At 71.3% G+C, this 24992-nt stretch carries 21 protein-coding genes; 13 read left to right on the forward strand and 8 right to left on the reverse strand.

The window, feature by feature from the left end:
• Positions 1 to 157: 157 nt before the first annotated feature.
• Genes ACZ63J_RS32985 through ACZ63J_RS32995 form a run of 3 tightly spaced genes read right to left on the reverse strand, consistent with a single transcriptional unit; the run spans position 158 to position 2397 of the window.
• Complete coding sequence (locus ACZ63J_RS32985) at positions 158 to 1423, reverse strand: alpha/beta hydrolase family protein (RefSeq protein WP_465400451.1); 1266 nt, start codon at positions 1421 to 1423, stop codon at positions 158 to 160.
• A 36-nt stretch (positions 1424 to 1459) separates the two neighbouring features.
• On the reverse strand, positions 1460 to 1930 hold the full coding sequence (locus ACZ63J_RS32990) for an anthrone oxygenase family protein (protein WP_465400453.1): 471 nt from the start codon (positions 1928 to 1930) through the stop codon (positions 1460 to 1462).
• Entirely contained in the window at positions 1927 to 2397 is a 471-nt protein-coding gene (locus ACZ63J_RS32995; RefSeq protein WP_465400454.1) for a YybH family protein, read from the reverse strand. Before ACZ63J_RS32995 ends, ACZ63J_RS32990 begins: the two co-directional genes overlap by 4 nt.
• A gap of 79 nt (positions 2398 to 2476) precedes the next feature.
• Between ACZ63J_RS32995 and ACZ63J_RS33000 the strand changes: the two genes are divergently transcribed.
• From ACZ63J_RS33000 to ACZ63J_RS33030, 7 genes are all read left to right on the forward strand, one after another.
• Positions 2477 to 3127 carry a TetR/AcrR family transcriptional regulator gene (locus ACZ63J_RS33000; RefSeq protein ID WP_465338736.1) on the forward strand — a complete coding sequence of 217 codons (651 nt, stop codon included), beginning with the start codon at positions 2477 to 2479 and terminating at the stop codon, positions 3125 to 3127.
• 267 nt (positions 3128 to 3394) lie between these two features.
• The gene (locus ACZ63J_RS33005) at positions 3395 to 4357 is read left to right on the forward strand and encodes a YdcF family protein (protein ID WP_465400455.1); all 963 of its coding nucleotides are present in this window, start codon (positions 3395 to 3397) and stop codon (positions 4355 to 4357) included.
• 519 nt (positions 4358 to 4876) lie between these two features.
• Entirely contained in the window at positions 4877 to 5869 is a 993-nt protein-coding gene (locus ACZ63J_RS33010; protein ID WP_465400456.1) for an aminotransferase class I/II-fold pyridoxal phosphate-dependent enzyme, read from the forward strand.
• Positions 5866 to 6867 carry a polyprenyl synthetase family protein gene (locus ACZ63J_RS33015; protein WP_465400457.1) on the forward strand — a complete coding sequence of 334 codons (1002 nt, stop codon included), beginning with the start codon at positions 5866 to 5868 and terminating at the stop codon, positions 6865 to 6867. Before ACZ63J_RS33010 ends, ACZ63J_RS33015 begins: the two co-directional genes overlap by 4 nt.
• Positions 6857 to 7861 (forward strand): UbiA family prenyltransferase, encoded by a 1005-nt coding sequence (locus ACZ63J_RS33020; protein ID WP_465400458.1) that lies wholly within the window; start codon positions 6857 to 6859, stop codon positions 7859 to 7861. The genes ACZ63J_RS33015 and ACZ63J_RS33020 overlap by 11 nt, the downstream gene beginning before the upstream one ends.
• Entirely contained in the window at positions 7858 to 9525 is a 1668-nt protein-coding gene (locus ACZ63J_RS33025; RefSeq protein ID WP_465400459.1) for a prenyltransferase/squalene oxidase repeat-containing protein, read from the forward strand. The genes ACZ63J_RS33020 and ACZ63J_RS33025 overlap by 4 nt, the downstream gene beginning before the upstream one ends.
• Positions 9522 to 10790 carry an FAD-dependent oxidoreductase gene (locus ACZ63J_RS33030; protein ID WP_465400460.1) on the forward strand — a complete coding sequence of 423 codons (1269 nt, stop codon included), beginning with the start codon at positions 9522 to 9524 and terminating at the stop codon, positions 10788 to 10790. Before ACZ63J_RS33025 ends, ACZ63J_RS33030 begins: the two co-directional genes overlap by 4 nt.
• A gap of 62 nt (positions 10791 to 10852) precedes the next feature.
• On the opposite strand, the gene ACZ63J_RS33035 is transcribed toward ACZ63J_RS33030, so the two are convergent.
• Positions 10853 to 11857 carry a methyltransferase gene (locus ACZ63J_RS33035; protein ID WP_465400461.1) on the reverse strand — a complete coding sequence of 335 codons (1005 nt, stop codon included), beginning with the start codon at positions 11855 to 11857 and terminating at the stop codon, positions 10853 to 10855.
• Positions 11858 to 11998: 141 nt separating this feature from the next.
• Here ACZ63J_RS33035 and ACZ63J_RS33040 point away from each other — a divergent pair, with 141 nt between their 5' ends.
• From ACZ63J_RS33040 to ACZ63J_RS33050, 3 genes are all read left to right on the forward strand, one after another.
• Positions 11999 to 12829 carry a TauD/TfdA dioxygenase family protein gene (locus tag ACZ63J_RS33040; protein ID WP_465400462.1) on the forward strand — a complete coding sequence of 277 codons (831 nt, stop codon included), beginning with the start codon at positions 11999 to 12001 and terminating at the stop codon, positions 12827 to 12829.
• Positions 12830 to 12833: 4 nt separating this feature from the next.
• Positions 12834 to 14030 (forward strand): cytochrome P450 family protein, encoded by a 1197-nt coding sequence (locus ACZ63J_RS33045; RefSeq protein WP_465400463.1) that lies wholly within the window; start codon positions 12834 to 12836, stop codon positions 14028 to 14030.
• A gap of 152 nt (positions 14031 to 14182) precedes the next feature.
• Entirely contained in the window at positions 14183 to 14650 is a 468-nt protein-coding gene (locus tag ACZ63J_RS33050; protein WP_465400464.1) for an SRPBCC family protein, read from the forward strand.
• A gap of 235 nt (positions 14651 to 14885) precedes the next feature.
• On the opposite strand, the gene ACZ63J_RS33055 is transcribed toward ACZ63J_RS33050, so the two are convergent.
• Positions 14886 to 15311, reverse strand: a complete 426-nt coding sequence (locus ACZ63J_RS33055) for an ATP-binding protein (protein WP_465400465.1) — start codon at positions 15309 to 15311, stop codon at positions 14886 to 14888.
• A gap of 344 nt (positions 15312 to 15655) precedes the next feature.
• On the opposite strand from ACZ63J_RS33055, the gene ACZ63J_RS33060 reads away from it, so the two are divergent.
• A complete protein-coding gene (locus ACZ63J_RS33060; RefSeq protein WP_465400466.1) occupies positions 15656 to 16060 on the forward strand; it encodes an STAS domain-containing protein in 405 nt (134 codons plus the stop codon).
• A 57-nt stretch (positions 16061 to 16117) separates the two neighbouring features.
• Positions 16118 to 16510, forward strand: coding sequence for an STAS domain-containing protein (locus ACZ63J_RS33065; protein WP_465400467.1), 393 nt, complete (start codon positions 16118 to 16120; stop codon positions 16508 to 16510).
• A gap of 270 nt (positions 16511 to 16780) precedes the next feature.
• Here the strand turns inward: ACZ63J_RS33065 and ACZ63J_RS33070 are convergent, their stop codons facing one another.
• From ACZ63J_RS33070 to ACZ63J_RS33080, 3 genes are all read right to left on the reverse strand, one after another.
• On the reverse strand, positions 16781 to 17482 hold the full coding sequence (locus tag ACZ63J_RS33070; protein WP_465400468.1) for a TetR/AcrR family transcriptional regulator: 702 nt from the start codon (positions 17480 to 17482) through the stop codon (positions 16781 to 16783).
• A gap of 10 nt (positions 17483 to 17492) precedes the next feature.
• On the reverse strand, positions 17493 to 18605 hold the full coding sequence (locus tag ACZ63J_RS33075) for an FAD-dependent monooxygenase (RefSeq protein ID WP_465400469.1): 1113 nt from the start codon (positions 18603 to 18605) through the stop codon (positions 17493 to 17495).
• 302 nt (positions 18606 to 18907) lie between these two features.
• Positions 18908 to 19102: a hypothetical protein gene (locus tag ACZ63J_RS33080; RefSeq protein WP_465400470.1), complete on the reverse strand. Its 195-nt coding sequence runs from the start codon at positions 19100 to 19102 to the stop codon at positions 18908 to 18910.
• A gap of 949 nt (positions 19103 to 20051) precedes the next feature.
• On the opposite strand from ACZ63J_RS33080, the gene ACZ63J_RS33085 reads away from it, so the two are divergent.
• Positions 20052 to 24992, forward strand: coding sequence for an amino acid adenylation domain-containing protein (locus ACZ63J_RS33085; protein ID WP_465439717.1), 4941 nt, complete (start codon positions 20052 to 20054; stop codon positions 24990 to 24992).

The raw sequence follows: 24992 nt of genomic DNA on the forward strand, positions 1-24992 counted from the left end.
ACGAGCTCAAGGGCCGTGGAATCGGGTCGATGCCGTCATGCCCGGCCCGACCGACACGCCGGCGCTGTCCGGGCTGGTCCCCTTTCCCCGAGCAGGCCGCCATCCGGCGGCGGCCTTCCCGGCTTCGGAGCAGCGCCGGCGCCGGCCGTGGAGCCGGTCAGGACAGGTCGGCGAGAGCGTGGTCGAGCCACTCGTAGAGGATCTCTTCCGCACCGGGATTACCCATGTGCCGGCGGTTTCCCCGGACCACGAGGTCCTTGCCGCGGCCCCGGGTCGCCGCGAGAATGCTGTCTTCGATCGGGAAGATCGAGTCTTCCATCCCGTTGATGACGAGCAGCCGGCACGAGGGGGTGTCGAGCACGCCGGAGTCGAGAAGGCTGAACTTGCCCGCCTCCGCGGCGTACCGGGCCACGGCTGCCGCCGGATCCGGGTCGTGGTAACCGAACTTCCAGGCGAGCGCGTCGGCCAGGGCGAAGGGGTATTCCATCCGGTTCTGGGCACCGATCCAGCCGGGGTCGAACATGTGGTGGCAGCCGGCGCCTTGGGCCACGACGGCCCGCAACCGGTCCGCGTGGGTGTGGGCGGCGCGCAGCGCGTAGTAGCCGCCGGTGCTGATGCCTCGGGCGAACACCTTTCCGATGTCGAACCCGTGCTCGTCGGCGGCGCCGGCTGTCCAGTCGAGAACGCTGCTCAGCAGCCGGTCCGGTGAGGCGGGATCGTTCGGCGCCGCGGGGCAGTCACCGGTCCCGGGGATCTCGAAGCTGACCGTCGCGTAGCCACGCTCGACGTGGGCCTGGGTGCGCGGGGTGTGATCGGTCCGGTAGGCGTCGAGGCCACAGATGAAAAGCAGGACGGGCCAGCCGGCCGCAGGCTTCGGACCTCGGGGCAGCCGGAGGTGAGCGGCGATGCCCGTGCCGAGATCGCCGGCAGCGGAGTCGAGGTGGGCGAAGGGGATCTCGATGGGCACACTCGGCGGGTCGAGCAGCCGGCCGCCTCGTTCGTAGGCGGCTTTGCCCTTTTGCCAAGCCTGCCGGCTCAACGGTGACCGGTTGATGGGAAACCGCGCGATGCGGTACACCGCTGCCGCGCGCAGGTACAGCTCCTTCGCTTCGACCGCGCGGCGGACCGACGCAGCTTCGTCCGCGGCGGCGGCAAGGCGGTCGGCGACCGGGAAGAACGGCTTCGCGTAGTCGTCGGGACGCGACAAGATCGCCGGATCGTCGGCGAAGACGTCGCTCAGCTCGGCGAAGATCGGGTCGAAGTCGGCCACCCTGCCGTCGGTGAACGGGTAGATCCCCGCCGCGCAGGGCGCCCGCCACTTCTGCGACCACAGTGCCGAGATCGAGTCATGGTGTGCGAAGCGGGGATACCCGTCGTGGCCGGTCTCCGCGGTCGATCGGACGTGGTAGGCGTTCGTGGTCATGACAGTGAGCCTCCGCTCCAGGTCGGGGTACGCCGGTCAGCCGAGCAGGCTGACGCCCAGGGCGAGCACGGCCAAGCCCTGCAGCGCAGCCCGCAGAACGATGACGCGGTCCCAGTTGCGCTGCCACGCGCGGACTTCGACGGGAGTGTCGCCGGCGTCGGCCGCCGCGGTCAGCTTGCGGTTGATGGGGGCGCTGACGCGCAGGTAGACCAGCACCCAGATCACCAGCAGCACGAACGCGGCCGCCGCGGCCACCGATCCCGCGGGGTGCCCGGCGACGGCGGCCACCGCCGCCGCGGCGGCCGCGGCGACGACCCCGAGGATGCCGGGAGCCGGCATCCGCCGATCGCCGAACCGGTGCACATTGCCCATCATCGAGGTGAGCGTCGCGTCGTCGACCCGCGCGAGGGCGGGGCGCTGGACGAATGCGCAGAACGTGTCCGTGCCGTAGACGATCCCGGTGCTCAGGATCGCCACGAGGGCCGCGAAATGGGCGAAGCTGATCATGCCCGCTCCCTCGGCCGGCGCACCGGTTCCCAGAGGGGAATCCGGAAGGCCGCATAGGTGAACTTGCCGGTGATCTTCCCGGCGGCGTCGAAGTGGAAGACGTCCAGGCCGTGCCACTGCACCCGGCCGCCGTGGCGAAGCCGCGCGAACCAGCGCAACAGCGGGGTCGCGCGCCGGCCCTCGGCGCCGGTCAGGTCCAGCCGGCACACCCATCGGATCACCGCCCGGCCTCGCTCCTCGTCGACCACCTCGTCGTAGACGTCGAAGAACAGCTCCCCGTAGCGGCCGGCGAACTGCGGCGCCAAGGCCGCCCGGATCGCCGCGAGCCCGCGCAGTTCCGGAGCGCGCCCGGGCAGGTAACGGGCGTCTTCGGCGAAGAAGGACATCACCCGGTCGAGGTCGGGATCGTTGAAGGAGGCCACGAACGCATCGATGGTCCGGCTCAGGCCGGCACTGCTGACCGTCATGGGCCCAGGTTATAAGAACACCGTCTCCTTAACAAGAGAACAGTGTTGCTTAAAACCTGGCGGTACTCTGACGGCCATCATGGATGCGGCGTTCCAGCGGGCCAGGCGCCCGGAACAGAAGGACCAGCGGCGCGAGACGATCCTCGCCACGGCAGGCGAACTCGCGCTCGAATCCAGCGTGACCCGGGTGAGCCTGGGCGACATCGCCACGGCGGTCGGCCTGGCCAAGTCCAACGTCCTGCGCTACTTCGGCACCCGCGAAGAGATCTACCTCCAGCTGACCATGCGGGAGGGCACCGGCTGGGCGGCCGCGGCCGGCGCCGCCCTCGAAGGCGAGAGCGGGGTCACGGCGGTCGCGGCCGCCCTGGCCGGCGCCTACGCCGACCGGCCGCTGTACTGCGACCTCACCATCCACACCGAGACGATGCTCGAACACAACGTCTCCGTCGCGGCACTGCGAGCCCACAAGCGATGGGCCGTGGACATGTACTTCACCCTCGGCCGGCAGATCTCCACCGCCTGCCCCCAGCTGGACGTCGCCGACGGCGCCGCGGTGGTCATGGCCGCCGGCGCGTTCGTCGCCAAGCTGTTCCCGCTCACCCGTCCCCCGCGAGCGCTGCAGGAGCTGTACGAGCAGGAACCCGAGATCGCCGGGGTGTTCCCCCCGTTCCGGCCCACCCTGCAGCGCATGATCGCCGCCACCGCCGCCGGGCTGCCGAGCACGTCCTGAAGCGAGCCGTCCCGGCGCAGCGCACTCAGCCGGGCCCGCGGCCGCCGGTTGACGCGATCGCCCCGCGATCGGGCGCCTCGCGGCGACACGCCACAGTGGAGCGTACAGCGCGGAGAACCCTCCGCCCGGTCAGGTGAATCGCCGTCGCCGACGAGTGTCACAACCGCGCCGTTCACTCCCGAGGCCCGATGATCCTGCTGGCGATCCGAACCCGAGACCCCGGAGGCGACAGCCATTCTCTACGCCCTGGCCGCCCTGTTCCTGATCGTGGCACTGGTCAGCATCCGCCAGGACCGTCGGCGGTTCCGCAACGCGGTCCTGCTCGGCCTGGCCGTCGCCGGCCTGGTCATCGCGCTCCTCGACGACATCGACCGGCTTCCCCCGGAAACCGCCGGCGTCGTCGTGTTCTTCGTCCTCCTGGCACCGCTGATCACGGTGCTGGTCCTGACGGTCTTCCTGCTCGCGAACGGGGTGACCATGATCCGGCGTGAGAGCCGGTCCCTGGGCAACCTCCTGTCCTTCCTCGCCGGCCTGGGACTGCTGGCACTGGTGGTCCTGCTGGTCACCGCCCAGTACACCCAGCACCCGGCCATCGGCGCCGTGGCCGTCGCCGCATTGGCCGCGGTGTCCTACGTCAGTTTCCTGTTCTGCTGCTACCTGGGTTACGCCTTCCTGTACAGCCGGCTGCGCGTCCGTCCCGGCGTGGACTTCGTGATCGTGCTCGGCTCCCGGATCATCACCGGCAGGATCCCGCCGCTGCTGGCCGCCCGGCTCGACAAGACGATCGCCGTCTACCGGGACGAGCGCGACCGGGGCGGCGACCCGGTGGTCGTCGCCTCCGGCGGCCAGGGACCGGACGAAAACCAGCCCGAATCCCACGCCATGGCCGACTACCTCATCGCCCACGGCGTTCCCGCCGACAAAGTGCTCCGCGAAGACCGCTCGGCGACCACGGCGCAGAACCTCGCGTTCAGCCGTGAACTCATGCGGCAGCACCGGCCCGGGCACCGGTGCGTGGTCGTCACCAACAACTTCCACGCCTTCCGCGCCGCGATCCTCGCCCGCACGGCGAAGGTGAACGGACAGGTCGTCGGCGCACCGACCGCCCTCTACTACTGGCCCAGCGCCACCATCCGGGAGTTCACCGCCATCCTCATGGAGCATCGGCTCGTCAACTTCGGCGTGACGGGGTTGCTCGCGCTCACCGGCTTCCTGGCCGCGCTCCCCTGAACTCGCCTCCGGCGCCCAACCGGACCACCGCCCCGACGCCGGATCTCGGAACTGAAATTCGGAAATGCGGGCAACAGGAGAAACCGGGCTCCATCGTCGTGGCCGGTGTCGCGGCGCGCGACCTTAGCCGAACACCGCTCCGCCCGCCACCCGTCGACCACGAATCGCATTAATCTCGACCAGTCCCGAAAAATCGCCGTATACGCGAATTCGACCAAGGTCTTCCGCCATTCGACGACGCCTACTCTGCCGAATGGCACAATCCGACGTGCCCGTTCCGCCGACAGGGTGACAGCGGCCAACCATGACTCTTTGTGATGCGCCTGCTGTCCACGAGGGCAAAACACTCCCACGCGCTTGACAACGGCAGAAAATCGGCTCACAAGACAGATGCACGAATTACATTATTGTTGTTCAAGAATTGCACCCATGATGCCTTGACCGTGGAACGGCAACGATCGTAAGGTCGAGATCGCCCAGATCGGGAAGGTTCGTAAATTGACTCGAATCATTCATCAATTGGCATTCAATGAGAATCATTGGCCCCTGTTGCCGGGAGTGCCGGAAGCGCTGGCCGGCTCACTCGCCACCATCAACCTGACCGGTGACGCACTCGCCGCGGGGCTGGAACGGCGACTGGCCGAGGACCTCGGCACGCCGGCGGGCCGGGTGGTCGCCGGCGCGGGTTCCGGGGCTCTGCTGCAGCAGTTCCTGACCGCGCACTGCGCGCCGGGCTCGACCGTGGTGCACACCGAGCCGTCGTTCGACCTCTACCCGCTGCTGATCCGCAACGCGGGAGCGGAGCCGGTCGCGGTGCCCGCGGCTGAAGACGACCGGCAGGATTTCGCCGCCCTCGCCGGAGCCGTCGACGAGCGGACCCGGGTCGTGCTGGTGTGCAACCCGAACAACCCGACCGGCGAGGTCCTGGGCTTGCCGTGGCTGCGATCCCTGCTCGCCGCGCTGCCGCCGCACGTGCTCGTGCTGGTCGACGAGGCGTACCGCGAATTTGCCGATCCCGTCCTGATCGGGGACGCGACAACGTTGTCGGATCCGCGTCTGACCGTGGTTCGCACCTTCTCCAAGTCGCACGGTCTGCTCGGCCTGCGAGTCGGTTACCTCGTCGGGGCGGAAGAAGTGGTGGGGCCCCTGCGGCGGACGGCGCCGTTCCACCGCGTGCCCACCGTCGCGCAAGCCGCCGCGCTGGCCGCTCTCGACGCCGGTGACCGGATGCGCGCGCAGTGCCGGGAGGTGGCCGCGGAACGGGATCGGGTCCGCGCGGGCCTGCACGAACTGGGCTTCGACGTCCCGCCCAGCGGGGGAAACTACCTCTGGGTGCGGCTCGGGCCGCGCAACCAGGAGTTCATCACGCACCTGGCCGAACACGGGGTGGCGGTGCGGGAAGTCGCCGGTGGTGTCCGCGTGAGCACCGGGCTCCCCGAGGCCAACGACGCCGTGCTCGCCGCGGCCCGCTCGTTCACCACCCACCCGCTCGTCACGGAGGCCGCGCGATGACCGGCACGATGAGCCAGGCGCTCGAGGCAGGCGACCGGTCCGAGGTGATCCGCGGCGCCCTCGTCCGGCGGCGTTCCGGGGCCGGCGACCGGTTCGACGAGCTGACGCACTACGCCATGGCTGTGCCGGGCAAGCTGCTGCGCCCGTTGATGCTCGTCACGGCCGCGGAAGCGGTCGGCGGCGCCGCCGAGAACACGCTGCCCGCGGCGGTGGCGGTCGAACACCTGCACGTGGCCTCGTTGGTGCACGACGACATCATCGACGGCGACGACCTGCGCCGCGGCCGCCCTTCGGTGCACGCGCGCTACGGCGTCGCGGACGCCATCGTCACCGGGGACGCCCTGCTGTTCGACCTGTTCGCCGCGGTCGCCGAATGCCGCGCACCGGCGCAGGTGGTGGTGGCGGTCGTCGACGAGCTGGCTCGCTCGGGCGGTGATCTGTGCCGTGGGCAGGTGCTGGAGTCGGCGATGACACCGCCGGGACCGCATCGGCCGGGAAGCCGGTTGGCGGACTACCTCGACGTCGCCGCGTTGAAGACGGGGGCGTTGTTCCGCGCCGCGTGCCGGGCCGGCGCACTGCTCGGCGGCGGTTCGGCCGAGCAGGTCGACCTGCTCGGTGACTACGGCCGGCACACCGGCGTGGCCTTCCAGATGTACGACGATCTGCTGCCCTACCTGGACTCCGGCCGGACCGGCAAGCCCGATGCCAGCGACGCCGCCAACCTCCGGCCGACCTGGCCGGTGCTGATCGCGCACCGCGACGGCCGGCCGGAACACCGGAAGGCCGTCGAGACCGCGCTTTCCGGCTCGCTCAGCCCGGCCGAGGCACTCGAGTCGCTGCGGCTCGCGGTGATCGGCAGTGGCGCGCTCGACACCGCTCGCCACCTCGCGCGGGAGCGCTCCGGCATCGCGATGGCGCGCCTGCGGGAGCTGCCGGGAGCCGAGGCCGCCGACCGGCTGGCCGGCATCGCCGAGCTCGCCGTCGACCGTGACCACTGAGGCACGCGCCCCCGGGATCGCCGGGCGGACGGTACGGGGACGGGCGCAGGCGCACTGGGAGACGTGGCGGCCCTACACGACGTGCTACCCGGCCCTGCTCGGGCTCGCCGGCGTGCTGCTCGCCGGGGGCCGGCACCCCGCAGAGATCGCCGCCGCGGTGCTCGCCCCGGTGCTGGGCTGGATTTCCGGGCACTACCTCGGCGACTACTTCGACCGGCACCTGGACGCGATCGCGAAGCCGCAGCGGCCGATCCCGTCCGGGCGGTTGTCCCCCACCGCGGCGCTGACCGCGGGCATCGGCTGCGCGACGGCGTCGCTGGCGGTCGCGGTCGCGCTCAACTGGCGCATCCTGCCGGTCTTCGCGCTGGCGATGGGCGGTGTCGTCGCCTACAGCGCCGTCTTCAAGGGGATGGGGTTCAGCGGGAACCTGAGCCGGGGTGCGCTGTCGGCGCTGGCGCTGGTGATCGGCGCGATGACCGCCGTCCCCTGGCCGCCGATGGCGCTGCTGCCGGTGGCCGCGGGATTTTTGCTGCACGACACCGCGTCCAACCTGATCGGCACCGTGCGGGACGTCGACGGCGACCGGGCCGGCGGCTACCACTCGGTGCCGGTGCGGCACGGCGTCGCGACCGCGGTCAAGCTCGCGAGCGGGTTGTGGCTGGCGGGCACCACCGCGGTCGGCCTCGGCGCCCTGGTCGCCGCGCGGCCGGGCGCGCAGCTCGCGCTGGTCGTCGTGGCCGCGCTGCTGGGCGGCTGCGCGTTCTCGGTGGCACGGCCGGTGTCGCTCACGGCCCGGCGAGCCCTCCGCTCGCACGAGCTCCTGGTCGCCGAACGCCTGGTGCTGACCGCCGCGGTGGTCGCGGGGGCCGCCGGCGCCGGCACCGCCTTGCCGGTGCTGGTGCCGGCGCTCGTCTTCTCACTCGCTCTGCAAAGCCGGATGCGGTCCCGGCACGAGTTCCCGGACGGCACACCGAACAAGGGAGACAGGCCATGACCTCGGTCCACACCGGCACGGTGGCGGAACTGGAAACCGCGATCTCGGCGGGGGCGCGGGACCTGTTCGGGGCCCAGCGTGCGGACGGGGTGTTCGACTTCGGGGCGAGCACCCTGCGCTCCACCCTCGCGACCGCGGGGGCGATCACCGCGCTGCACTTCGCCGACCCGGGCGGCGCCGCGGACCTGATCGAAACGGGCGCCGACCGGCTGCGCCGCACCCGCAACGACGACGGGGGCTGGGCGATGGTGCCCGGCCTGCCGAGTGAGCCGGGCCCGACCGCGGTGTCGGCGGCGGCCCTGCACCTGATCGACCCGGCCGGCAACGCACCGGTGGTCGAGGCCGGGCGGCGGTGGATGGCGGACTACGGCGGCCTGGAGGCGATCCCGCACCCGGAAGTCGTGCTGTGGTGCCGCCAGTTCTACGGCTTCGCCGGCTGGCTCGCCCCGGAGCGGATGCGCCGGTTCCCGCTGGAGCTCGCGCTGGTGCCGGGCCTGTACCGGCGGCTGTTCGACCTGCGGCTGCCGATGGCCTCGGCGCTCGGGCTCGCGCAGGTCCGGCACCGGCCGCTGACCCGGCTGCAGCGATCGCTGGCCCGCCGGGCGGAGCCGAACGCGCTGCTGGGCATCCGGCAGGCTTTCGAACACGAGGGGTCCGCCGGCTCCTGGTCGGAGGACGCCTGGGTCACCGGGCTGGTCTGCATCGGCCTCGCGCGGGCCGGGCTCGGCCAGGACATGGTCGACGCGGCGGTGCGGTGGTTCCGCCGCACCATGCACCCCGACGGCTCGTGGGCGACGACCCCGCTGGACGCGGCCTGGACGATGTACGCGGTCCGCGGCCTGATCGAGGCCGGCTATCGCGACGACGAACGGCTGGCGGTGTCGCGGGACCTGTTCGTGCGCCTCCAGCAGCACCGGCCGTTCCTCGCGTTCGCCTGCCCACCGGGGTTCTGGGGCTGGTCGGGTGCGGTGGGGTGGCCCGCGGTGCTGGAGACCGGCGAAATCGTCTCTGCCCTGGCGAAGCTGCCCGGGCAGGACCAAACCGACGCCGTCCGCACCGGCGCGGCTTGGCTCGGGGATCGCCAGGACAGCCGTGGTTCGTGGGGACTCTGCGTGCGCAACACCAAGGTCGCCAACAGCGGCCCGTGCCCGATGACGACGGCGCAGGCCGTCGACGCCCTGCTCGACGCGGGAGTTTCCGTTCGTGGCAAACGGATCCGGCGCGCGGTGCGGTGGCTGGGCCGGGCGCAGCTGCCCGACGGCAGCTACGAGTCGGTGTGGTACCGCGAGCACACGATGGGCACCGCGGCGGTGCTGGAAACCTTCGCTCGCTGCGGTGCCGCCGACGGCGAAGCGGGCACCCGCGCACGGTCGTGGCTGCTCGGCACGCGCAACGACGACGGCTCGTGGGGTGACGGGCACGGCGCGCCCGGGACCGTCGAGGAGACCGGCTGGGCGGTGTCGTCCCTGCTGGCGGCGGGCGAGGAACCGGCCGCGGTGGCGGCCGGGGTCCGCTGGCTGCTCGACGCCCGCGCCGACGGCGGCGGGTGGCCCGCCGAACCGGTGCACGAATACGTCCGGCGGGTCAGCCGCTACGCCAACCCGGGGTTCACCACCGGTATGGCGTTGCGGGCCCTGGGCCGCTACCGGGCGGTGGCCCGATGAGCGCGCCGGACGCCGTCGTCTGCGGAGCCGGCGTGGCGGGCCTCGCCGCCGCCTGCGCACTGGGCCGGCTGGGGCAGCGAGTCCTCGTACTGGAGAAACAGCCCTCGCCCGCGCCCGTGGCCAAAGGTGAGGTGCTGCAACCGGGCTCACTGGCGATCCTGCACGACTGGGGCGTGACCGACCGGCTCGAAGCCGCCGGGGCGGTGCGGTTGTCGCGCCTGGTCGCCCGCGCCGCGGACGGCTCACCGCGCATGGTGCTCGACTACGCCCGGCTTCCGGCCGCGCAGCCGTGGTTGCTGGCCCACGACTACCAGGCGATCCTCGACGCGTTGACCGACGCGCTTCCGGACAGCGTCGAGGTGCGCCGGGGCGTGCACGTCCGCGAACCGCTGCGGGCCGGCGGCCGGGTGGCCGGCGTCCGGTGCGAGGACGGGGACATCCCCGCGACGCTCGTCGTGGCGGCCGACGGCATGTCCTCTCGGCTGCGCACCGCCGCCGGGCTGAGCGCGCGGCGGCAGGACTACCCGCATCGCTTGGCGGCGTTCGAACTGCACGACGTCGCCGAGCTCGAACCGGACTTCTCGGCCTACGTCACCGATGGCGGGTTGCGGCTGCACTACCCCCTGCCCGGCCGCCGGGTCCGGCTCTACGTCCAGGCCGGCCCCGACGAGCTGCGCGGGATCGGCCCGGACGGGCTGCGGACGTGGGCGGACGGCGTGCTCGACGGCTGTCCCGGCCTGGCGCCGCTGGCCGCGGCGTTTCGCGCCGGGCTCGAGCGCCGTCAGGTGCTGCCGGTCTCCCGGTCGACGGCGGAAACCTTGGTCGCGCCGGGGATCGCGCTGGTCGGCGAGAGCGGGCACTCGGTGCACCCGATGGCGGCGCAGGGCATGAACAGCTCGATCGCGGACGCCCACGAGCTGGCCGCGATGGTGCGCCAGGGCGGCACACTGGCCGCCGACGTCCTCGACCACGCGTTGCGCCGCTACGACGAAGCGCGCCGGGCCAACCTGGCCCACATCGCGCGGACGAGTCACAACGCCGCGCGGATGATCACGACCCGGTCCTGGGTCGGCCGCCGGGCGCTGGCCGGCACCGGCCGCAACGACCGTCTCCGGCACGAAGTCATGCACACGATGTCGGGGCTCGGGGTGCGCCGGCTCACCCCGCTGGACCGGCTGCACCAGATCGAACTGCTGCCCGACCCGCGGGCGGCCCGGCTCCCCGCCTGGGTGAACCGGGCGGTCTCCGGGGAGCCGGCCCGATGAGTCCGGACCGGTCCGGCCCGGTGCGTTTTCCCCGAGGCGTCAGGGAAAACGCACCGGGGGACTCACCCGCGGGCGTACTCCAGGATCACCAGGCCGTTCGCCCCCTCGATCCGCCCACACGGTTTCAGACCGGCAGCGGTGGCGAGCGCGTCGAAGTCCTCCGGCCGCCGTTCCCGGCCGCCGAGCAGGGTCAGCGACTGCAGGTCGAACGACGAGTTGTTCTTGGCGTGCTCCGCGCCGGCGAGCACCTCCACCACGAGCACCCGGCCGTCCTCCGGAACCGCCTCCGCGCAGCGGCTCAGGATCCGGGTGGCGTCCGCGTCGGGCCAGTCGGTCAGCACGCGGGAAACCATCAGCACGTGGTATCCGGTGGGCAGTGGGTCGAAGAAGCTGCCGCCGGCGAACTTCGCCCGGTCGCCCAGCCGGGCGAGGAACTCCTCGGCCTCCGGCCGGACCTCGGGCAGGTCCAGCACCGCGCCGCTCAGGTGGGGGTGCGCGGTCAGCACGGCCGCCAGCAGCGCGCCGGTGCCGCCGCCCACGTCGAGCACGCTCGGCACGGCGCTCCAGTCGTGGCGGGCGGCGACCTCGGGACCGGTCTGCCAGGCGAACCCGGCCATCGTCGCGCCGAAGAACGACCGCAGCTCTTCGTCGTCGCGGTAGTCCGCCCAGAAGTCCCGGCCGTGCACCGCACCGTAGGCCGAGGCGCCGGTGCGGACGGCGTGCAGCATCCCGCTGTAGGCCAGATCCATCTTCAGGCCGGGACCGTCGGCGTCGAGCCACGACCGCAGCAGCGCGTTCTGCTCGTCCAGCAGGGCCCGGGACACCGGGGTCAGCTCGTGCTCGCCCGGTGCGGGCTCGGCGAACAGCCCGACCGCCACGAGGTGACGCAGCAGGCGGGCCAGCGCGTCCGGATCGGTGCCGGACGCCCGCGCCAGCGCCGCTGTCGTGGTGCACCCGTCCCGCACCAGCTCGGGCAGCTTCAACGCGACCGCGGACCGCACCGCGAACGGCGTGGCGAGGTCGACGAGAGCGGCGAGGGCGGCGGTGCCGGTGGTCTCACTGGTCACGGTGGTCCTTTCGGGAATGTCCCGGAGAGGGATTCGATGACCTTCTGAAGATGGCACGAAAAACCGGCTCGGACAAGTTTCCGGGGATATTCGACGATCCGTTCCGCGTGATGCGGAACGGCTTTCAGGAATGAGTGGAAAATGATTTCTCTTGACGTTCGCCCCCTCACCGGGGCGCTGGGCGCCGAGATCCGCGGGGTTGCGCTCGCCGACGTCGACGACGCCCTGTTCGACCGGATCCACCAGCTGCTGCTCGAGCACCTGGTGCTGTTCTTCCGCGACGAAGCCGGGCTCACCCCCGCCGATCACAAGGCCTTCGGCAGCCGCTTCGGGCCGCTCGAAGTGCACCAGTTCCTGCCCAAGCTGGCCGAGCACGAAGAAATCGTCGTTCTCGACTCCGACCAGGGCGCCAAGGCGGACGTGTGGCACACCGACGTCACCTACGCGGCTTCCCCGCCGATCGCCTCGATCCTGCAGATCGTGCGGTCGCCGGAAGTCGGTGGCGACACGATGTGGAGCAACCAGTACCTGGCCTACGAGGCGTTGTCCGAACCGCTCCGGGAACTGGCCGACGGGCTCACCGCGCTGCACGTGTTCGAATACGGGTCGTTCCGCAGCGAGGCCGAGCACCCCGTGGTCCGCGTGCACCCGGAAACCGGCAGGCGATCCCTCTACGTCAACCGGATGTTCACCAAGCGCATCCCGCAGCTGACCGCCGAAGAGAGCGCGGCGGTGCTGGCCACCCTGTTCGCCGTTTCCGAGAGCCCGCAACGGGTGTGCCGGTTCCGGTGGACCGAGGGAGCGGTCGCCGTCTGGGACAACCGCGCCACCCAGCACCACGCCGTCAACGACTACTCGGCACGCCGGGTCGGCCGGCGGGTGACGGTGCTCGGCGACGAGCCCAAGGGCGACGGCGCCCGCTGGCCGCACCACCGGGTCGCCGGCATGAGCGCGACCGCGGTCAAGGACTGACGCCGTGGACGACCGGGACTTCATGACGTTGTACTGGCAGGACCCGCACCGCGCGCTGGCCTACGCCCGCGAGCACACCCCCGTGCGCGAGGTGACCTTCGAGACCGGGCCGACCTGGCTCGTCACGCGGTACGCCGACGTGCGGGCCGGGCTCGCCGACCCGCGGCTGGCGAAGGACTACCGCGCCGCGCTGCCCGCCGAAGAACGCGCGACCGCCCCACCGGGACTGCCCGCGCCCATGTCGCACATGCTCACCTCGCTCGACCCGCCCGACCACACGCGGCTGCGCAGCCTGGTCACCCAGGCGTTCACCGTGCGCCGGGTGGCCGAACTGCGCCCCCGCGTCGAGGCCATCGCCAAGGACCTGCTTTCCGGCCTGCCCACCGGCGAACCGGTGGACCTCGTGGCCGGCTACGCGATTCCCCTGCCGATGGAGGTGATCTGCGCGCTGATCGGCGTGCCGGAACTGGACCGCGAGGACTTCGCCCACTGGTCGACGGTGCTGATCGACGAGTGCCCCGAACCCGAGCTGGTCCGCGCCTCGAACCAGCTGGCGGACTACCTGGGCGGGCTCGTGGCACTGCGCCGCAAGGAGCCGGACGACGCTTTGCTGTCCGGGCTCATCGAGGCGTCCGACGGCGGCGAACGCCTGTCCGACCTCGAGATCGTCGCGATGGCGATGCTGCTGCTGATGGCCGGCCACGAGACGACGGCGGTGTTCGTCACCAACAGCGTGCGGGCCCTGCTGGCCGACCCGGCGGCGCGGCGGCGGCTGAAGCCGGGTGCCGCGGCGGAGCTGGTCGAGGAGCTGCTGCGCTGGGTCTCCCCCGCCCTCAACGCGTCGCTGCGGTTCGCCACCGAGGACCTCGAGATCGGCGGCGTCCCGATCCCCCGAGGCGCCTCGGTCACCCTCTCCACGGGGGCCGCCAACCGCGACCCCGGCCGGTTCGCCGACGCGGCCGCCCTCGACCCGGATCGCGAACCCGCCGGCCACGTCGCGTTCGGGCACGGCATCCACCGCTGCCTCGGCGCGGCGCTGGTGCGGCTGGAAGCGGAGGTCGCTCTCACGGCGTTGTTCGGCCGTTTCCCGGAACTTCGCGCCGCCGCACCCGAGGACGAACTGACGTTCCGCCGCAGCGTGCACGTCCACGCGCCGCGAACCTTCCCCGTTGTGCTCGGACCGCCATCCGACGCGAGCTGAGCGGCCGCCGAACCCGAGTGCGTCGTCGACACCAGGGACCCGCCCGCGAGGCGCCGATCTCGGCCCGGGCCGCGCCGCGGGGAATGCGGTGCGGCCCGAAGTCCCGAGCTGCTCGAGTCGTCCTCCCGGGATATCCGGGTCAGAATGCACCCATGACAACCAGCGACAAGCGGATCACGGTCGAGCGCACCGTCGACGCGGCAGCCCACGACATCTTCGACCTGCTCACCCGTCCCGACCGGCACGCCGACATCGACGGGTCGGGTTTCGTGCGGTCGGCCGACCACCCGCAGCGGATCACCGCGGCCGGGCAGACCTTCACCATGAACATGACCGGCGAGCACATGGGCGGCGACTACCAGACCGACAACCACGTCACCGGCTACCACGTCAACAAGGTGCTGGCCTGGCGAACAGGTCCGGCCGGCACCGAGCCGCCCGGGTGGGAATGGCTGTGGGAGCTCACCCCCGAAGGACCCGAATCCACCGTCGTCGCGCTGACCTACGACTGGAGCAAGGTCACCGACAAGAACATCCTGCAGAAGGTGTCGTTCCCGCTGGTGACCGAAGAGCAGCTCCAGGAGTCACTCGCCCACCTCGCCACTGCCGTCTCGTCCTGAGCAGTCGTGGGCAACGGCTGGAACTCCGTCACGCACCGTCTTGCCGGCGACGGTCACGCACTGACCCCACCGGTCGGCGGCCTCCTCGGCCGGCCGCATGCCGCTGATCCCCCGCCGCGGTGTCGGGGACGTACGCCGCGCTCGTGCAGTGGTCGTCGCTGGTCGTGCCGGCCTGTCTTTCGCCGGCATCGGAGACCGGCCACGGAAGTCCGTGGACCCCTCGGTGCGCGCGGAGCTACTCCAGCACCGCGCCCTGTGGGTGATCGACCGAGGTCAGCTCAGCCCAGACCGTTTTGCCGTTTTCGTGCTGAGCCTGGCCCCACACCATCGCGCACGACTCGATCAGCGTCAGCCCGCGGCCGCCGTCCTCGGCCGGCGGACGGGGGCACGCTCCGTCCACGCAGGAGTCGTCGACCTCGATGCGCAGCCACCCCGGCCGGCGTTTGAGCCGGACCCGCCGCGGCGGGGTGCCGTGGCGCAGGGCGTTGGACACCAGCTCGTCCAGCACCATGATCATGTCGGTGAGCTCCCGCGCGGGGATGTCCGCGAGGGCGGTGCGCGCCCAGCCGCGGACCCGGGCCAGTTCGGCCAGGTCGTCGGCCACGTCGAGGATTCTGACCTCGACCTGCTTTTCGGTGTGTTGGGCACGGTCAGCCGTCATCAACGATCCATTCCGGTTCGGCGCCCCGACTCCCCCAGGGCAACACAGTCCACTGGACTTATGCCCCGTGCGGCGGGTGGCCAACCACGGACGGCGGTACGGCATCCGGGCGCGCAAGCCGGCCGTCACGGGCAGCCTTCTCACTGTGACGGATCCGTCACAGCGGGGTGAAGGTCGAGCCCGCTTTGCAAGAGCTGTCGGTGCCTCCGGGTAGTCTCGTCGTGCGACGTCGTTGAGCACCCAGCCCCGTCGCTTCACCCCCGTCGGCACCGGACTCCGGCGGTCGCCTCGCACGCGACCGGCCTGACGGTGCCAGGGGCCACCGCATCACGGGCTGGAGCACCATGGCCGTCGACGACGCGTCCTCGCGTGCGCTGTTCACCATCGAGACTGCCGACCGCGGCGACGTGGTGGTGGTCGAAGCGTCCGGCGAGCTGGACTTGGCCGCGGAGCCGCTGCTGGGCGCCACCCTCACCCAGGCCGAGACGCGAAGACGGCCGGTGATCGTGGACATGACCGCCGTGACGTTCTGCGCGTCGTGCATCCTCGGGCAGCTGGCGGCCACGGCGGTCCGGCTGACCGAGGCCGGGCTGCCCCTGGTGGTGGCCACCGACGTCGATGCCGTGCTGCGCCCGCTGACGCTGCTGGGCATGAACCGCTACCTCACGATCACGACCTCCTTGGCCGCGGCTCTGACCACGACCACCGCGGCTCTGACCTCGGACCCGCTCGAGCCGGAACCGAGCTGAGCTTGCGACGCCGGAACACCCGTTCGGCGTCCCGCAACCGTTAGGCGGACGATCCGCATGACCGAACCCACCACCCTCTGCTGCACCACCTGCGAGCACCCCGACGTCAGCGTCGTGGTCGCCGCCGGCGCGCTCGACCTGCACACCGACCCGCAGCTGGAAGTCGAACTGGCCACCACCGACCCCGACCTGCCCCTGATCGCCGACCTGCAGGCGGTGACGTTCTGCGCGGCCAGCAGCATGGGCCTGCTCGACGCCGCCCATGACAGCCACGCGCACCGCGACGACCTGCTGGCCCGCGGCGGGTTCGTCCTGGTGACCCGCCAACGGGCCGTGCTGCGCCCGGTGCAGGCGCTGGGCCTGGACCGGAAACTGACCGTGGTCCCCACCATGGCGCGGGCGCGGGCCTGGCTCGGTCTGCCCCCGGCACTTGCGGCGATGTCCCGATGACCGAACGAGGGCGCCGCCGGACCTGCTCCGGTGCTCGACACAACCGGAGGCCCGGGCCTCGTCATTGCCGCCATGGCGGCGCCATCGACCGCACCCCACCAACCCGGAGGGCCATTCACTCCCGCGACCACAGTGGCGCGCGCAAAGCCATTCCGGCTCGGACTCGATCCCTCAGTCGCGCGAAATCACCTGCATGGGCGGAGCAGCACGCGAGGGCGAATCGGTAGCCAGGACTGGGCAGCGATCCGGTCGAGCTCTCGGAAGATGCGGTCACCGCGCGGCGTCGCCGGAAGAGGCGGCGTGCTGTCCGGTGGCGTGCGAGGTGCCTGCTTCGGCGCCACGGACCATTCGCGCCTGCTCCGGCCCGGCGTAGCCACCGGTGGCACGCACCCCGGCGAGCACGATCGCGGTGACTCGCCGCGCGTCGGCTCGGGTGAACACACGGGCGCCGCGCCCGAGGAACAGGTGGACGGGACCGCTGAGCATCTCGAGGAGGAAATACGAATCGACCGGTGGCAGCTCGCCGGCTCGGATCGCCGTTTCCACCCGCCGGCGCAGCGTCGCTTGGCGCCGGGCGAAGACCTCGTCGACGACAGTCTGCAGCTGGGGGTCCTCCCTGGCCGAACTCATCACGTTCAGCAGGGCCCGTCCGTGCGGACTCACCAGGGAGGCGGCGAGGGCTTCGAGAAAGTCGACGAGGTCGGCTTCGATGTCACCGGAGTCGTGCAGGGGCGCCGCATCGGCGCTGAAGGCGGTCAGCGCGTCGGCGACCAGGGCCGTACGGTCGGGCCAGTTGCGATAGACGCTGGTCTTGTTGACCCCGGCCTGCTCGGCGACGTCCTCGTAGCGCAGGCCTCGGATTCCGTCCCGCGCGACCAGTTCGACGGCGGCCTCGAGCATCTGCCGGCGCAGCCGGGCGGTCCGCCCACCCGGCCGGCGGGCGGGTTCTCGCTCGGGTCCGTCGTCGGCCACGGACGACACCCTACAGCGGCTGCACTGAGCGCAGCCGGGCGTTGCGCGCCTCGATGGCCTCCCAAGTGGCAGGAACCATGAGGTCGGCGCCGCCGCGCGCGAACTCCTGGGCCGCCGCCGCGTGGGGGCGCTGGCGCTGCTCGTAGGCGTTGAACGCCGCCTCGAGGTCATCACCGTGGCGACCGAGCTCCTCGGTGAGCGTCCACGCCCCGAGCAGGGCCAGCGAGGTGCCGCGCCCGGCCATCGGCGTCGCGCAGTGCGCAGCGTCCCCGATCAGCACGACCCGTCCCCGGTGCCAGCTCGGCATCAGGATCTGGACGAGCACGTCGAAGTAGAGGTTCGGGTCGTCCTGGGCCGTCGCGACCAGCTCGGGAACCTTCCAGTCCTCGATCCCGGCGAAGGCCTCGGCCAGGACTCGCTTCTGCGCGCCCAGGTCGTGGTGGTCGTAGTCGATCGGCTCGGACCGGAACTCGAAGATCCCCAACGCCTTATCGCGGTAGCGGGCCACACCGGCGAAGCACCCCGGCAGGTTGAGGACCTCCGTCACGCGGTCGCCGGAAGCCGCCTGGCCGGGCGCGTCCCCGATCGCGACGTACACCCCGAGGTGCTCGGCGAAGTCCTTCTCCGGGCCGAACACCAGCCGGCGCACCGCCGAGTGCGCCCCGTCGGCGCCGACGACGAGGTCGTAAGCGGCCTCGCGGCCGGAGGCGAAGGTGACCACCACTCGGCTCCCCTCGTCGGCGAGCACCGCGATCGACTCTTCGAAGCGCAGGTCGACCTGCTCGGGCAAGGCCTGCCGCAGAACGGCCATGAGGTCCTCACGGGGGATCTCGATGTCGTCGGGGCTCTCGTTGATCTCCGCCATCACCAGGGAGGCCACGGCCGCGCCGGAGCGGTCGACGAACGTCGTCTGCTCGGTCATCGTGATCCGGTGCTCGAGTACCGCGTCGAGGATGCCCATCCTGCGCGCGGTCTCGATGGCCTCGCCGCGAACGTCGATCGGCGAGCCGTTGACGCGCAGGTGGTCGGCCCGTTCGACGATCTCCACTGTGTGCCCGGCCCGCGCGAGATCGATGCCCGCACTCAGCCCGGCCGCTCCTGCCCCACTGATCAGGATCCGCATGTCCACCCCTTACTCCGTTGACTCACCAGTAAAGCAACGCTTTGTTGCTTTAATCAGGCTAGCACCCTCTTAAGGCAACGACAAGGTGCGTTAGAGAACGATGGAGTGCGGCCAGGACACCCTTGGCCGGCGACGGCAATCCCGGACCAGCGCGTCCGGTCACCCACGGACGGCCTGGGCGAACACCGTCGGATGCCGGGCCCGGTCGGCCGCAGCCGAACTTCGGTGACGCCCCGGGTCCGCCGGAGTTCCGCGCTGCCTGGCCGGCCTCGTTCACCCCTGGATGTGTCCCTGATGAATGGTCAGGTGCCGTTCGCGGGCGGGGAGGCGCGCTTCACCGACGCCATCCCGCTGCCGGTCGACGTCGTCGTCCCCGGTCGCACCCCGGGCAGCCGGCAGAGCCGGACATCCGCCGCGTCAGCACCGGCTCGCTGCCCTGCCGCGCGGCACCGGACGACGCCGAGCCGGTCACCACCACGCGCACCAAGCGCAGTCATCACCCGCGACCCGAATCGGGAACGACACGCCGCCTACCGCGAGCTCGCCGCCCGCGAACCGGTCTCGCCGGCATCGCCTACGACCGGATCGCCGACGCCACGGCGCTCCGATCCCAAGGCGCCCCGCAGGGCGATAGCGACCCACCTCGCGCCATCGGCCGCAGTCAGGCCGGCCGGGAGTTCGCCGCCTTCGGGACACGGTGTTGTGCATTTGGGCGAACGGCCCGCACGACCGGGATCCGCTCTCGGCGTCGGCCGAGGAGGCCTCATCCCCGGACGACGATCGACGCCGGCGGGTGGCGTCGCGGCCCGTTCGGAGCACCCATGGCCGCATATTCGGCTGCCGGGCCTCGTCCACGCCCTAACGAGCGCAGTCTCTGCCACAAACGCACATTCGACTATTTCAAGAGGCTCATTCGACAACTTGGTTTCATGACCGTCACCCGAAAGGCCCCCTCCCCGAGTTGCTGCCGCACCGGGTGCCACCCGGCTCCGGCGGCGCTTCGACCACCGCGCGGACGACGTACCCGCATATCACCGTGACCAGCAACAACGAGGATAAATGTCGCCGTCCTTGCTTTCCACGCCCTGTTCGATCGCCTTTTCGCCAGCACTGACCAGTCCCACTCCGGGTAGTGCATACGGCGGACTCGGAGACGCGCGAACAGCGGGGGTCTAATCGGGTGATGTGCCCAGGCCGAGTAGCACGTCGATCAGGTCGTGGGTAGCATCGGATGAAGCGTGATCATCAAAAACCGCTTGCGGGTAGGCCCCGCGCCGTCAGCAACCATCGTTCCCGCAAGAATGGAACGTGGAATCCAGGTAAACCAACGGATCGTCAAGCAATCTCAGTCAGTTGAGCACCCTTTACCGATACGCGCCCGATTCGTCCCGTCTCCGACATCCGACAACCGGGCCGACTCCGCATTCACAGGGGGATCCTTTCGGCATGCCCGTGAACTTGAACACGTTGCTGTCCGGCCATCCACCGAACTCGACAGCCGTCATCCACGAGGATCGCTCTCTCAGTTATGGCGAACTCGACGAAAGATGCAGAAAACTCGTCCGCGAGCTGGAACGCCACCAGGTTCACCACGGCGAGGCCGTAGCGGTTTCCTGCCGTGCACGCGTCAACGCCTTGATCGCCCTGCTCGCATGCCTGAAAAGGGAGGTCAACTACGTTCCGGTGGATCCGCTGGCGCCGGCGAGCGTCAATGCCGGCATCTGCCGGGCGATGGGAGCCCGGCTGATCGTCCGCGAAGAGGAAAGCGGCCTCCTTTGCCTGGACGAATTGTCCGAAACGGCGGATCGCGCACCCCGTCCACCAGGTGCGGAAAAAATCGCCTACACCGTGCCCACCTCGGGGACGACCGGCTTACCGAAAGGCGTGCAGGTCTCCCGAACCGTACTGGCCGCACACCTCTCGTCGATACGGGAAACGTTCGGTGTGGTGCCCGGTGACCGGGTCCTGTGGTTTGCCGCGCCGCACGTGGACGTTTCGATCGAGCAGGCTCTTCTCCCGCTGAGCGTCGGTGCGACGATCGTCGCACGGAGCGCGGCACCCCCGAGGTTCGCCGAGCTCGCGGCGCTGCTGGCCCGCCACCGGGTCACCGTGGCGAACCTGCCTGCCGGGTACTGGAACGCTTTTGCGCTCGCGCTGCGCCCCGAAGACGTCGCCGCGTGCTCCGGGCTTCGCTTGATGATCTCGGGCAGCGAACGGATGTCCCCCGGTTCGGTGCGGGCCTGGCGGGAAAAGCTGCCGCACGTTCCGCTCGTCAACGCCTACGGCCCCACCGAATGCGCGATCACGGCGACGACCTACCGCGTGCCGGAAGCGTTTTCCCCGGACGTGACCGACGTCCCGATCGGCTCGGCCTGCGGCGAACGGTTCCTGTACGTGGTGGACGAGCACCTGGACCCGGTACCCGATGGCGAGCCGGGTGAACTGTGCGTCGGCGGCCCGCTGCTGGCCGACGGCTACCACGGCGATTCCGAAGCGACGGACGCGGCGTTCGTGCCGGACCCCTTCGCCGACGACGACCACGCACGGATGTACCGCACGGGTGACCTCGTCCGCCGCTCCCCCTCCGGAAACCTGGACTTCGTGGGACGGATCGACGACCAGGTCAAGATCCGCGGTTTCCGGGTCGAACCCGCACGAACCGCGCAGGTCCTGGAGCGGCATCCCGCCGTGCGGTCGTGCGCTGTGCTCGGCCGCCCTGCGCCGGGCGGCGGCACCGTACTCGTCGCCTACGTCGTGGCGCCGGACTGCGACGCCGCGGAACTCCTGGCACACATGGAAAAGGCACTGCCTCCACCGCAGGTTCCCCGAGTCCACCTTCTGGACGCGCTCCCGCTCACCGCGGACGGGAAGCTCGACCGCCGCGCGCTGCCGGAGCCCGCCGACGAGCCGCAGCCGGCCACGCCGAGGCCGCTGACCTCGACGGAAGCCCGGCTCGCCACGGTCTGGCGCGAGGTCCTCGCCGTTGACCGCGTGGGCCCCGGCGACAACTTCTTCGCGCTGGGTGGCGATTCACTCCGTGCGCTGACCACCATCGCGCGCCTGACCGAAGAGTACGGCGCCGACGTTCCCGCCCAAGCCGTCTTCTCCGCGCCGACGCTCGCGGACCTCGCGACGGAACTCGACCTGGTCGGCCCGTCTGCCGCGGCCGCGGTGCCCGAAACACGAGCCGTGGACCACGAGCAGGCGCTGTCGAGTGGCCAGGAATCGTTGTGGTTCTTGAACAGCTGGGCTCCGGACAGTCCCGTCTACAACGTGCCGTGGTGCTTCCACCTGCACGGGCCGGTGGATCCCGGGCTGCTGGAACGGTCCCTCAACGCGCTGGTTCGCAGGCACGCGCCCCTCCGCTCGGCGTTCCCCGGCCCCTGGGGCGAACCGCGCCGGGTGGACCTGCCTGACCTGTGGGTGCCGCTGGAGCTGCACGACCTGCGCGACGCCGGTCCCGAGGACGCCGCCGCGATCATCCGGCGGTCCGCCCGGACGCCGTTCGACCTGGCCCGGGGCCCGCTGATGCGTACCGTCCTCCTACGCCGTGGTGAGGAGGAGTCCGACCTGATGGTCGTCGTCCACCACATCGTCTGGGACGAGCTGTCGCTCGCGGTGTTCGAGGCCGAGCTGGCGGAGATCTACACCGCGGGCGGCAGAACCCCGCTCTCCCCGCTCCGCCGGCAGTACCAGGACTTCGTCGAACTCCGGGCGAACCGAGCGGAAACCGACGTTTTCCACGACGATGTCGCCTACTGGCGACGACGGCTGGCCGGTCTGGCGCCGGTCCACGGCCTTCCTCGACCGGAAGACCAGGGTTACCGAGGCGACACCGTCACCTTCGGCCTCGACACCGAGACCACCCGGCGGATCCGCGCGCTGGCTCGCGCCGAGGGAGTCACCCCCTTCCTGGTCCTGGCCACGGCCTGTGCCGTGGTGCTGGGCGAGCGCGCCCGGCAGGACGACATCGTCCTCGGCACTCCCGTCAGCGGCCGCCCGGCCGGCTTCGAGGGTCTCGTCGGCTACTTCGTGAACCTGATCGCGCTGAGGTTCGACCTCGGCGGGCACCTCGGCTTCCGGGAGCTGCTGCACAGGGTCCGCACCACCGTCTTGCCGGACTTCGGTCACCAGGACGTGCCGTTCGACGTCGTCGAACGCGCTGTGCACAGCCAAGAGGGCCATCGCGAACCACTGGTGCGGGTCGCCTTCGAGATGCACACCCACGAACACCGCGACATCCGGCTCGGACCGGTGACCGGGATCCGCGAGCTCGTGCCCACCGGAACCGCGAAGTTCGACCTCGGCTGGCAGGTGACCGACCACGGCGACGAACTGGACGGGGTCGTCGAGTTCAGCTCCGGCCTCTTCGACCGGGCGACCGCCCGGGCCGTGGTCGAGGACTGGACGTCACTGCTGGGCCGCGTCACCGCCACCGGGGACGACGCGCCGGGCACGGACCAGAGGAGGAACTCCATGACTGCCCCGCCTCCCGACGCCGGAACGGCCCGGTGGAACGACACGGCGGCGGACTTCCCCCGCGCCACCACACTGCACGAACTGGTGCGCGCGGCCCTGCGCCGCGAACCCGAGACCGTCGCCGTCGTGGCCGGGGACCGGGTCCTGACCCGAGGCGCTCTGGATTCGGCGACGGACGAGCTGGCGCGACGGCTGCGTGCGGCGGGAGTGACCCCCGGGACGGTTGTCGGCGTGCTCGCGGAACGCTCTCCGGAGCTGGTCGTGGCGCTGCTGGCGGTGCTCAAGGCGGGTGCCGCCTACCTGCCCCTGGACCCCGAGTACCCGCCGGACCGGATCAGCGTGATGGTCACCGACGTCGACGCCCCGGTCGTCCTGTGCCAGAAAGCGCTCGCCGGGCTGGTTCCCCCCGGCGTCTCCGCGCTGCCGCTGGACGACGCACCTCGCGGTGGACCCGGCGGGGAGCTCCCCGCCGCGGCCGGGCCGCTCGACCCGGCCTACGTGATCTTCACCTCCGGATCCACCGGGCGGCCGAAGGCCGTGGTCACCCAGCACCGCGCGATCTGCAACCGGTTGAACTGGATGCAACGCCGCTTCCGGCTCGGCGCCGACGACGTGGTGCTGCAGAAGACCTCGGCCGGTTTCGACGTCTCGGTCTGGGAGTTCTTCTGGCCGCTGCTCACCGGGGCGAAGCTGGTGCTGGCCCGCCCCGGCGGGCATCGCGACCCCGCCTACCTGCGCGACGTCATCCGGGAGCACGAAGTCACGACCGTCCACTTCGTACCGTCCATGCTGGCGGCCTTCCTCGACCAGGAGGACGTCCACGGGTGCCGGTCGCTGCGCCGCACGATCTGCAGTGGTGAGGCACTGCCGCCGGCGCTGGTCAACGAGTTCCTCTCCCGGGTTCCCGGAGAGCTGCACAACCTCTACGGCCCCACCGAGTCGGCGATCGACGTCAGTTCCTGGGAATGCCATCCCCTGCCCGCCGACGCGCGCGCGACACCGATCGGACGGCCCATCGACAACGTCCGGCTTCACGTGCTGGACGCCGACGGACGTCCGGTCGCGGCCGGCGACGAAGGCGAGCTGCACATCGGCGGCGCCGGCCTGGCGCTGGGGTACCTCGGCCGGCCCGCCCTCACGGCCGACAGGTTCGTGCCCGACCCGTTCTCCGACACGGGCGAACGCCTGTACCGCACCGGTGACATCGTCCGGCACCGCGACGACGGCGAACTGGAGTTCGTCGGACGGTACGACGACCAGGTCAAGATCCGGGGTCAGCGCGTCGAGCTGGGCGAGATCGAGGTGGTGCTCGAGCGCCATCCCCGGGTCGCGCGGGCGGCCGCGACGGTGCAGGACCACCGGGTGCACGCCCACGTGGTGCTCGCCCCGGGCCCGGCCCCGGCCGAGGGGGAACTGGTCACCCACGTGCGCAGCATCCTCCCCGAACACATGGTGCCCACCGGGTGGTCGCTGCTGCCGGCTCTGCCGTTGACCGCCAACGGCAAGATCGACCGCACGGCACTGCGCGCCGCCCTCACCCCCGCCCCGATCGTGGCGACGCCCGCCACGGAAGGCGATCACGCCGTGGAGGACGTCCTCGCCAGAATCTGGTCGCTCGTGCTGGAGCTGCCCGAGCTGAGCCACGACCAGGATCTGTTCGCTTCCGGCGCCCACTCGCTGAACACCCTGCGGGCCCGGGCGCGGATCACGTTCGCCCTGCGCACCGAGCTCCCCATCCGAACCTACTTCGAGTCCAGGACGATCAGCGGGCAGGCCGGCCGGCTGCGGGAGCAAGCCGGTCCGGACTCGAAGATCGACGCGCGAGCGAGCGCGATCCGTGCCCTGCCGGCGATGGACGAAGCCGAATGGGTACGCGCGGTCGCCGAGATCAGCACGGAGGTGGGCTGA

Source organism: Amycolatopsis sp. NPDC104863, assembly GCF_055582965.1.

Excerpts from the sequence above, each read along its gene's own strand:
- ACZ63J_RS32985 (WP_465400451.1), bottom strand. The coding sequence starts at position 1,423 with ATGACCACGAACGCCTACCACGTCCGATCGACCGCGGAGACCGGCCAC.
- ACZ63J_RS32990 (WP_465400453.1), bottom strand. The coding sequence starts at position 1,930 with ATGATCAGCTTCGCCCATTTCGCGGCCCTCGTGGCGATCCTGAGCACC.
- ACZ63J_RS32995 (WP_465400454.1), bottom strand. The coding sequence starts at position 2,397 with ATGACGGTCAGCAGTGCCGGCCTGAGCCGGACCATCGATGCGTTCGTG.
- ACZ63J_RS33000 (WP_465338736.1), top strand. The coding sequence starts at position 2,477 with ATGGATGCGGCGTTCCAGCGGGCCAGGCGCCCGGAACAGAAGGACCAG.
- ACZ63J_RS33015 (WP_465400457.1), top strand. The coding sequence starts at position 5,866 with ATGACCGGCACGATGAGCCAGGCGCTCGAGGCAGGCGACCGGTCCGAG.
- ACZ63J_RS33025 (WP_465400459.1), top strand. The coding sequence starts at position 7,858 with ATGACCTCGGTCCACACCGGCACGGTGGCGGAACTGGAAACCGCGATC.
- ACZ63J_RS33030 (WP_465400460.1), top strand. The coding sequence starts at position 9,522 with ATGAGCGCGCCGGACGCCGTCGTCTGCGGAGCCGGCGTGGCGGGCCTC.
- ACZ63J_RS33040 (WP_465400462.1), top strand. The coding sequence starts at position 11,999 with ATGATTTCTCTTGACGTTCGCCCCCTCACCGGGGCGCTGGGCGCCGAG.
- ACZ63J_RS33050 (WP_465400464.1), top strand. The coding sequence starts at position 14,183 with ATGACAACCAGCGACAAGCGGATCACGGTCGAGCGCACCGTCGACGCG.
- ACZ63J_RS33055 (WP_465400465.1), bottom strand. The coding sequence starts at position 15,311 with ATGACGGCTGACCGTGCCCAACACACCGAAAAGCAGGTCGAGGTCAGA.
- ACZ63J_RS33060 (WP_465400466.1), top strand. The coding sequence starts at position 15,656 with ATGGCCGTCGACGACGCGTCCTCGCGTGCGCTGTTCACCATCGAGACT.
- ACZ63J_RS33065 (WP_465400467.1), top strand. The coding sequence starts at position 16,118 with ATGACCGAACCCACCACCCTCTGCTGCACCACCTGCGAGCACCCCGAC.
- ACZ63J_RS33075 (WP_465400469.1), bottom strand. The coding sequence starts at position 18,605 with ATGCGGATCCTGATCAGTGGGGCAGGAGCGGCCGGGCTGAGTGCGGGC.
- ACZ63J_RS33080 (WP_465400470.1), bottom strand. The coding sequence starts at position 19,102 with ATGACTGCGCTTGGTGCGCGTGGTGGTGACCGGCTCGGCGTCGTCCGG.
- ACZ63J_RS33085 (WP_465439717.1), top strand. The coding sequence starts at position 20,052 with ATGCCCGTGAACTTGAACACGTTGCTGTCCGGCCATCCACCGAACTCG.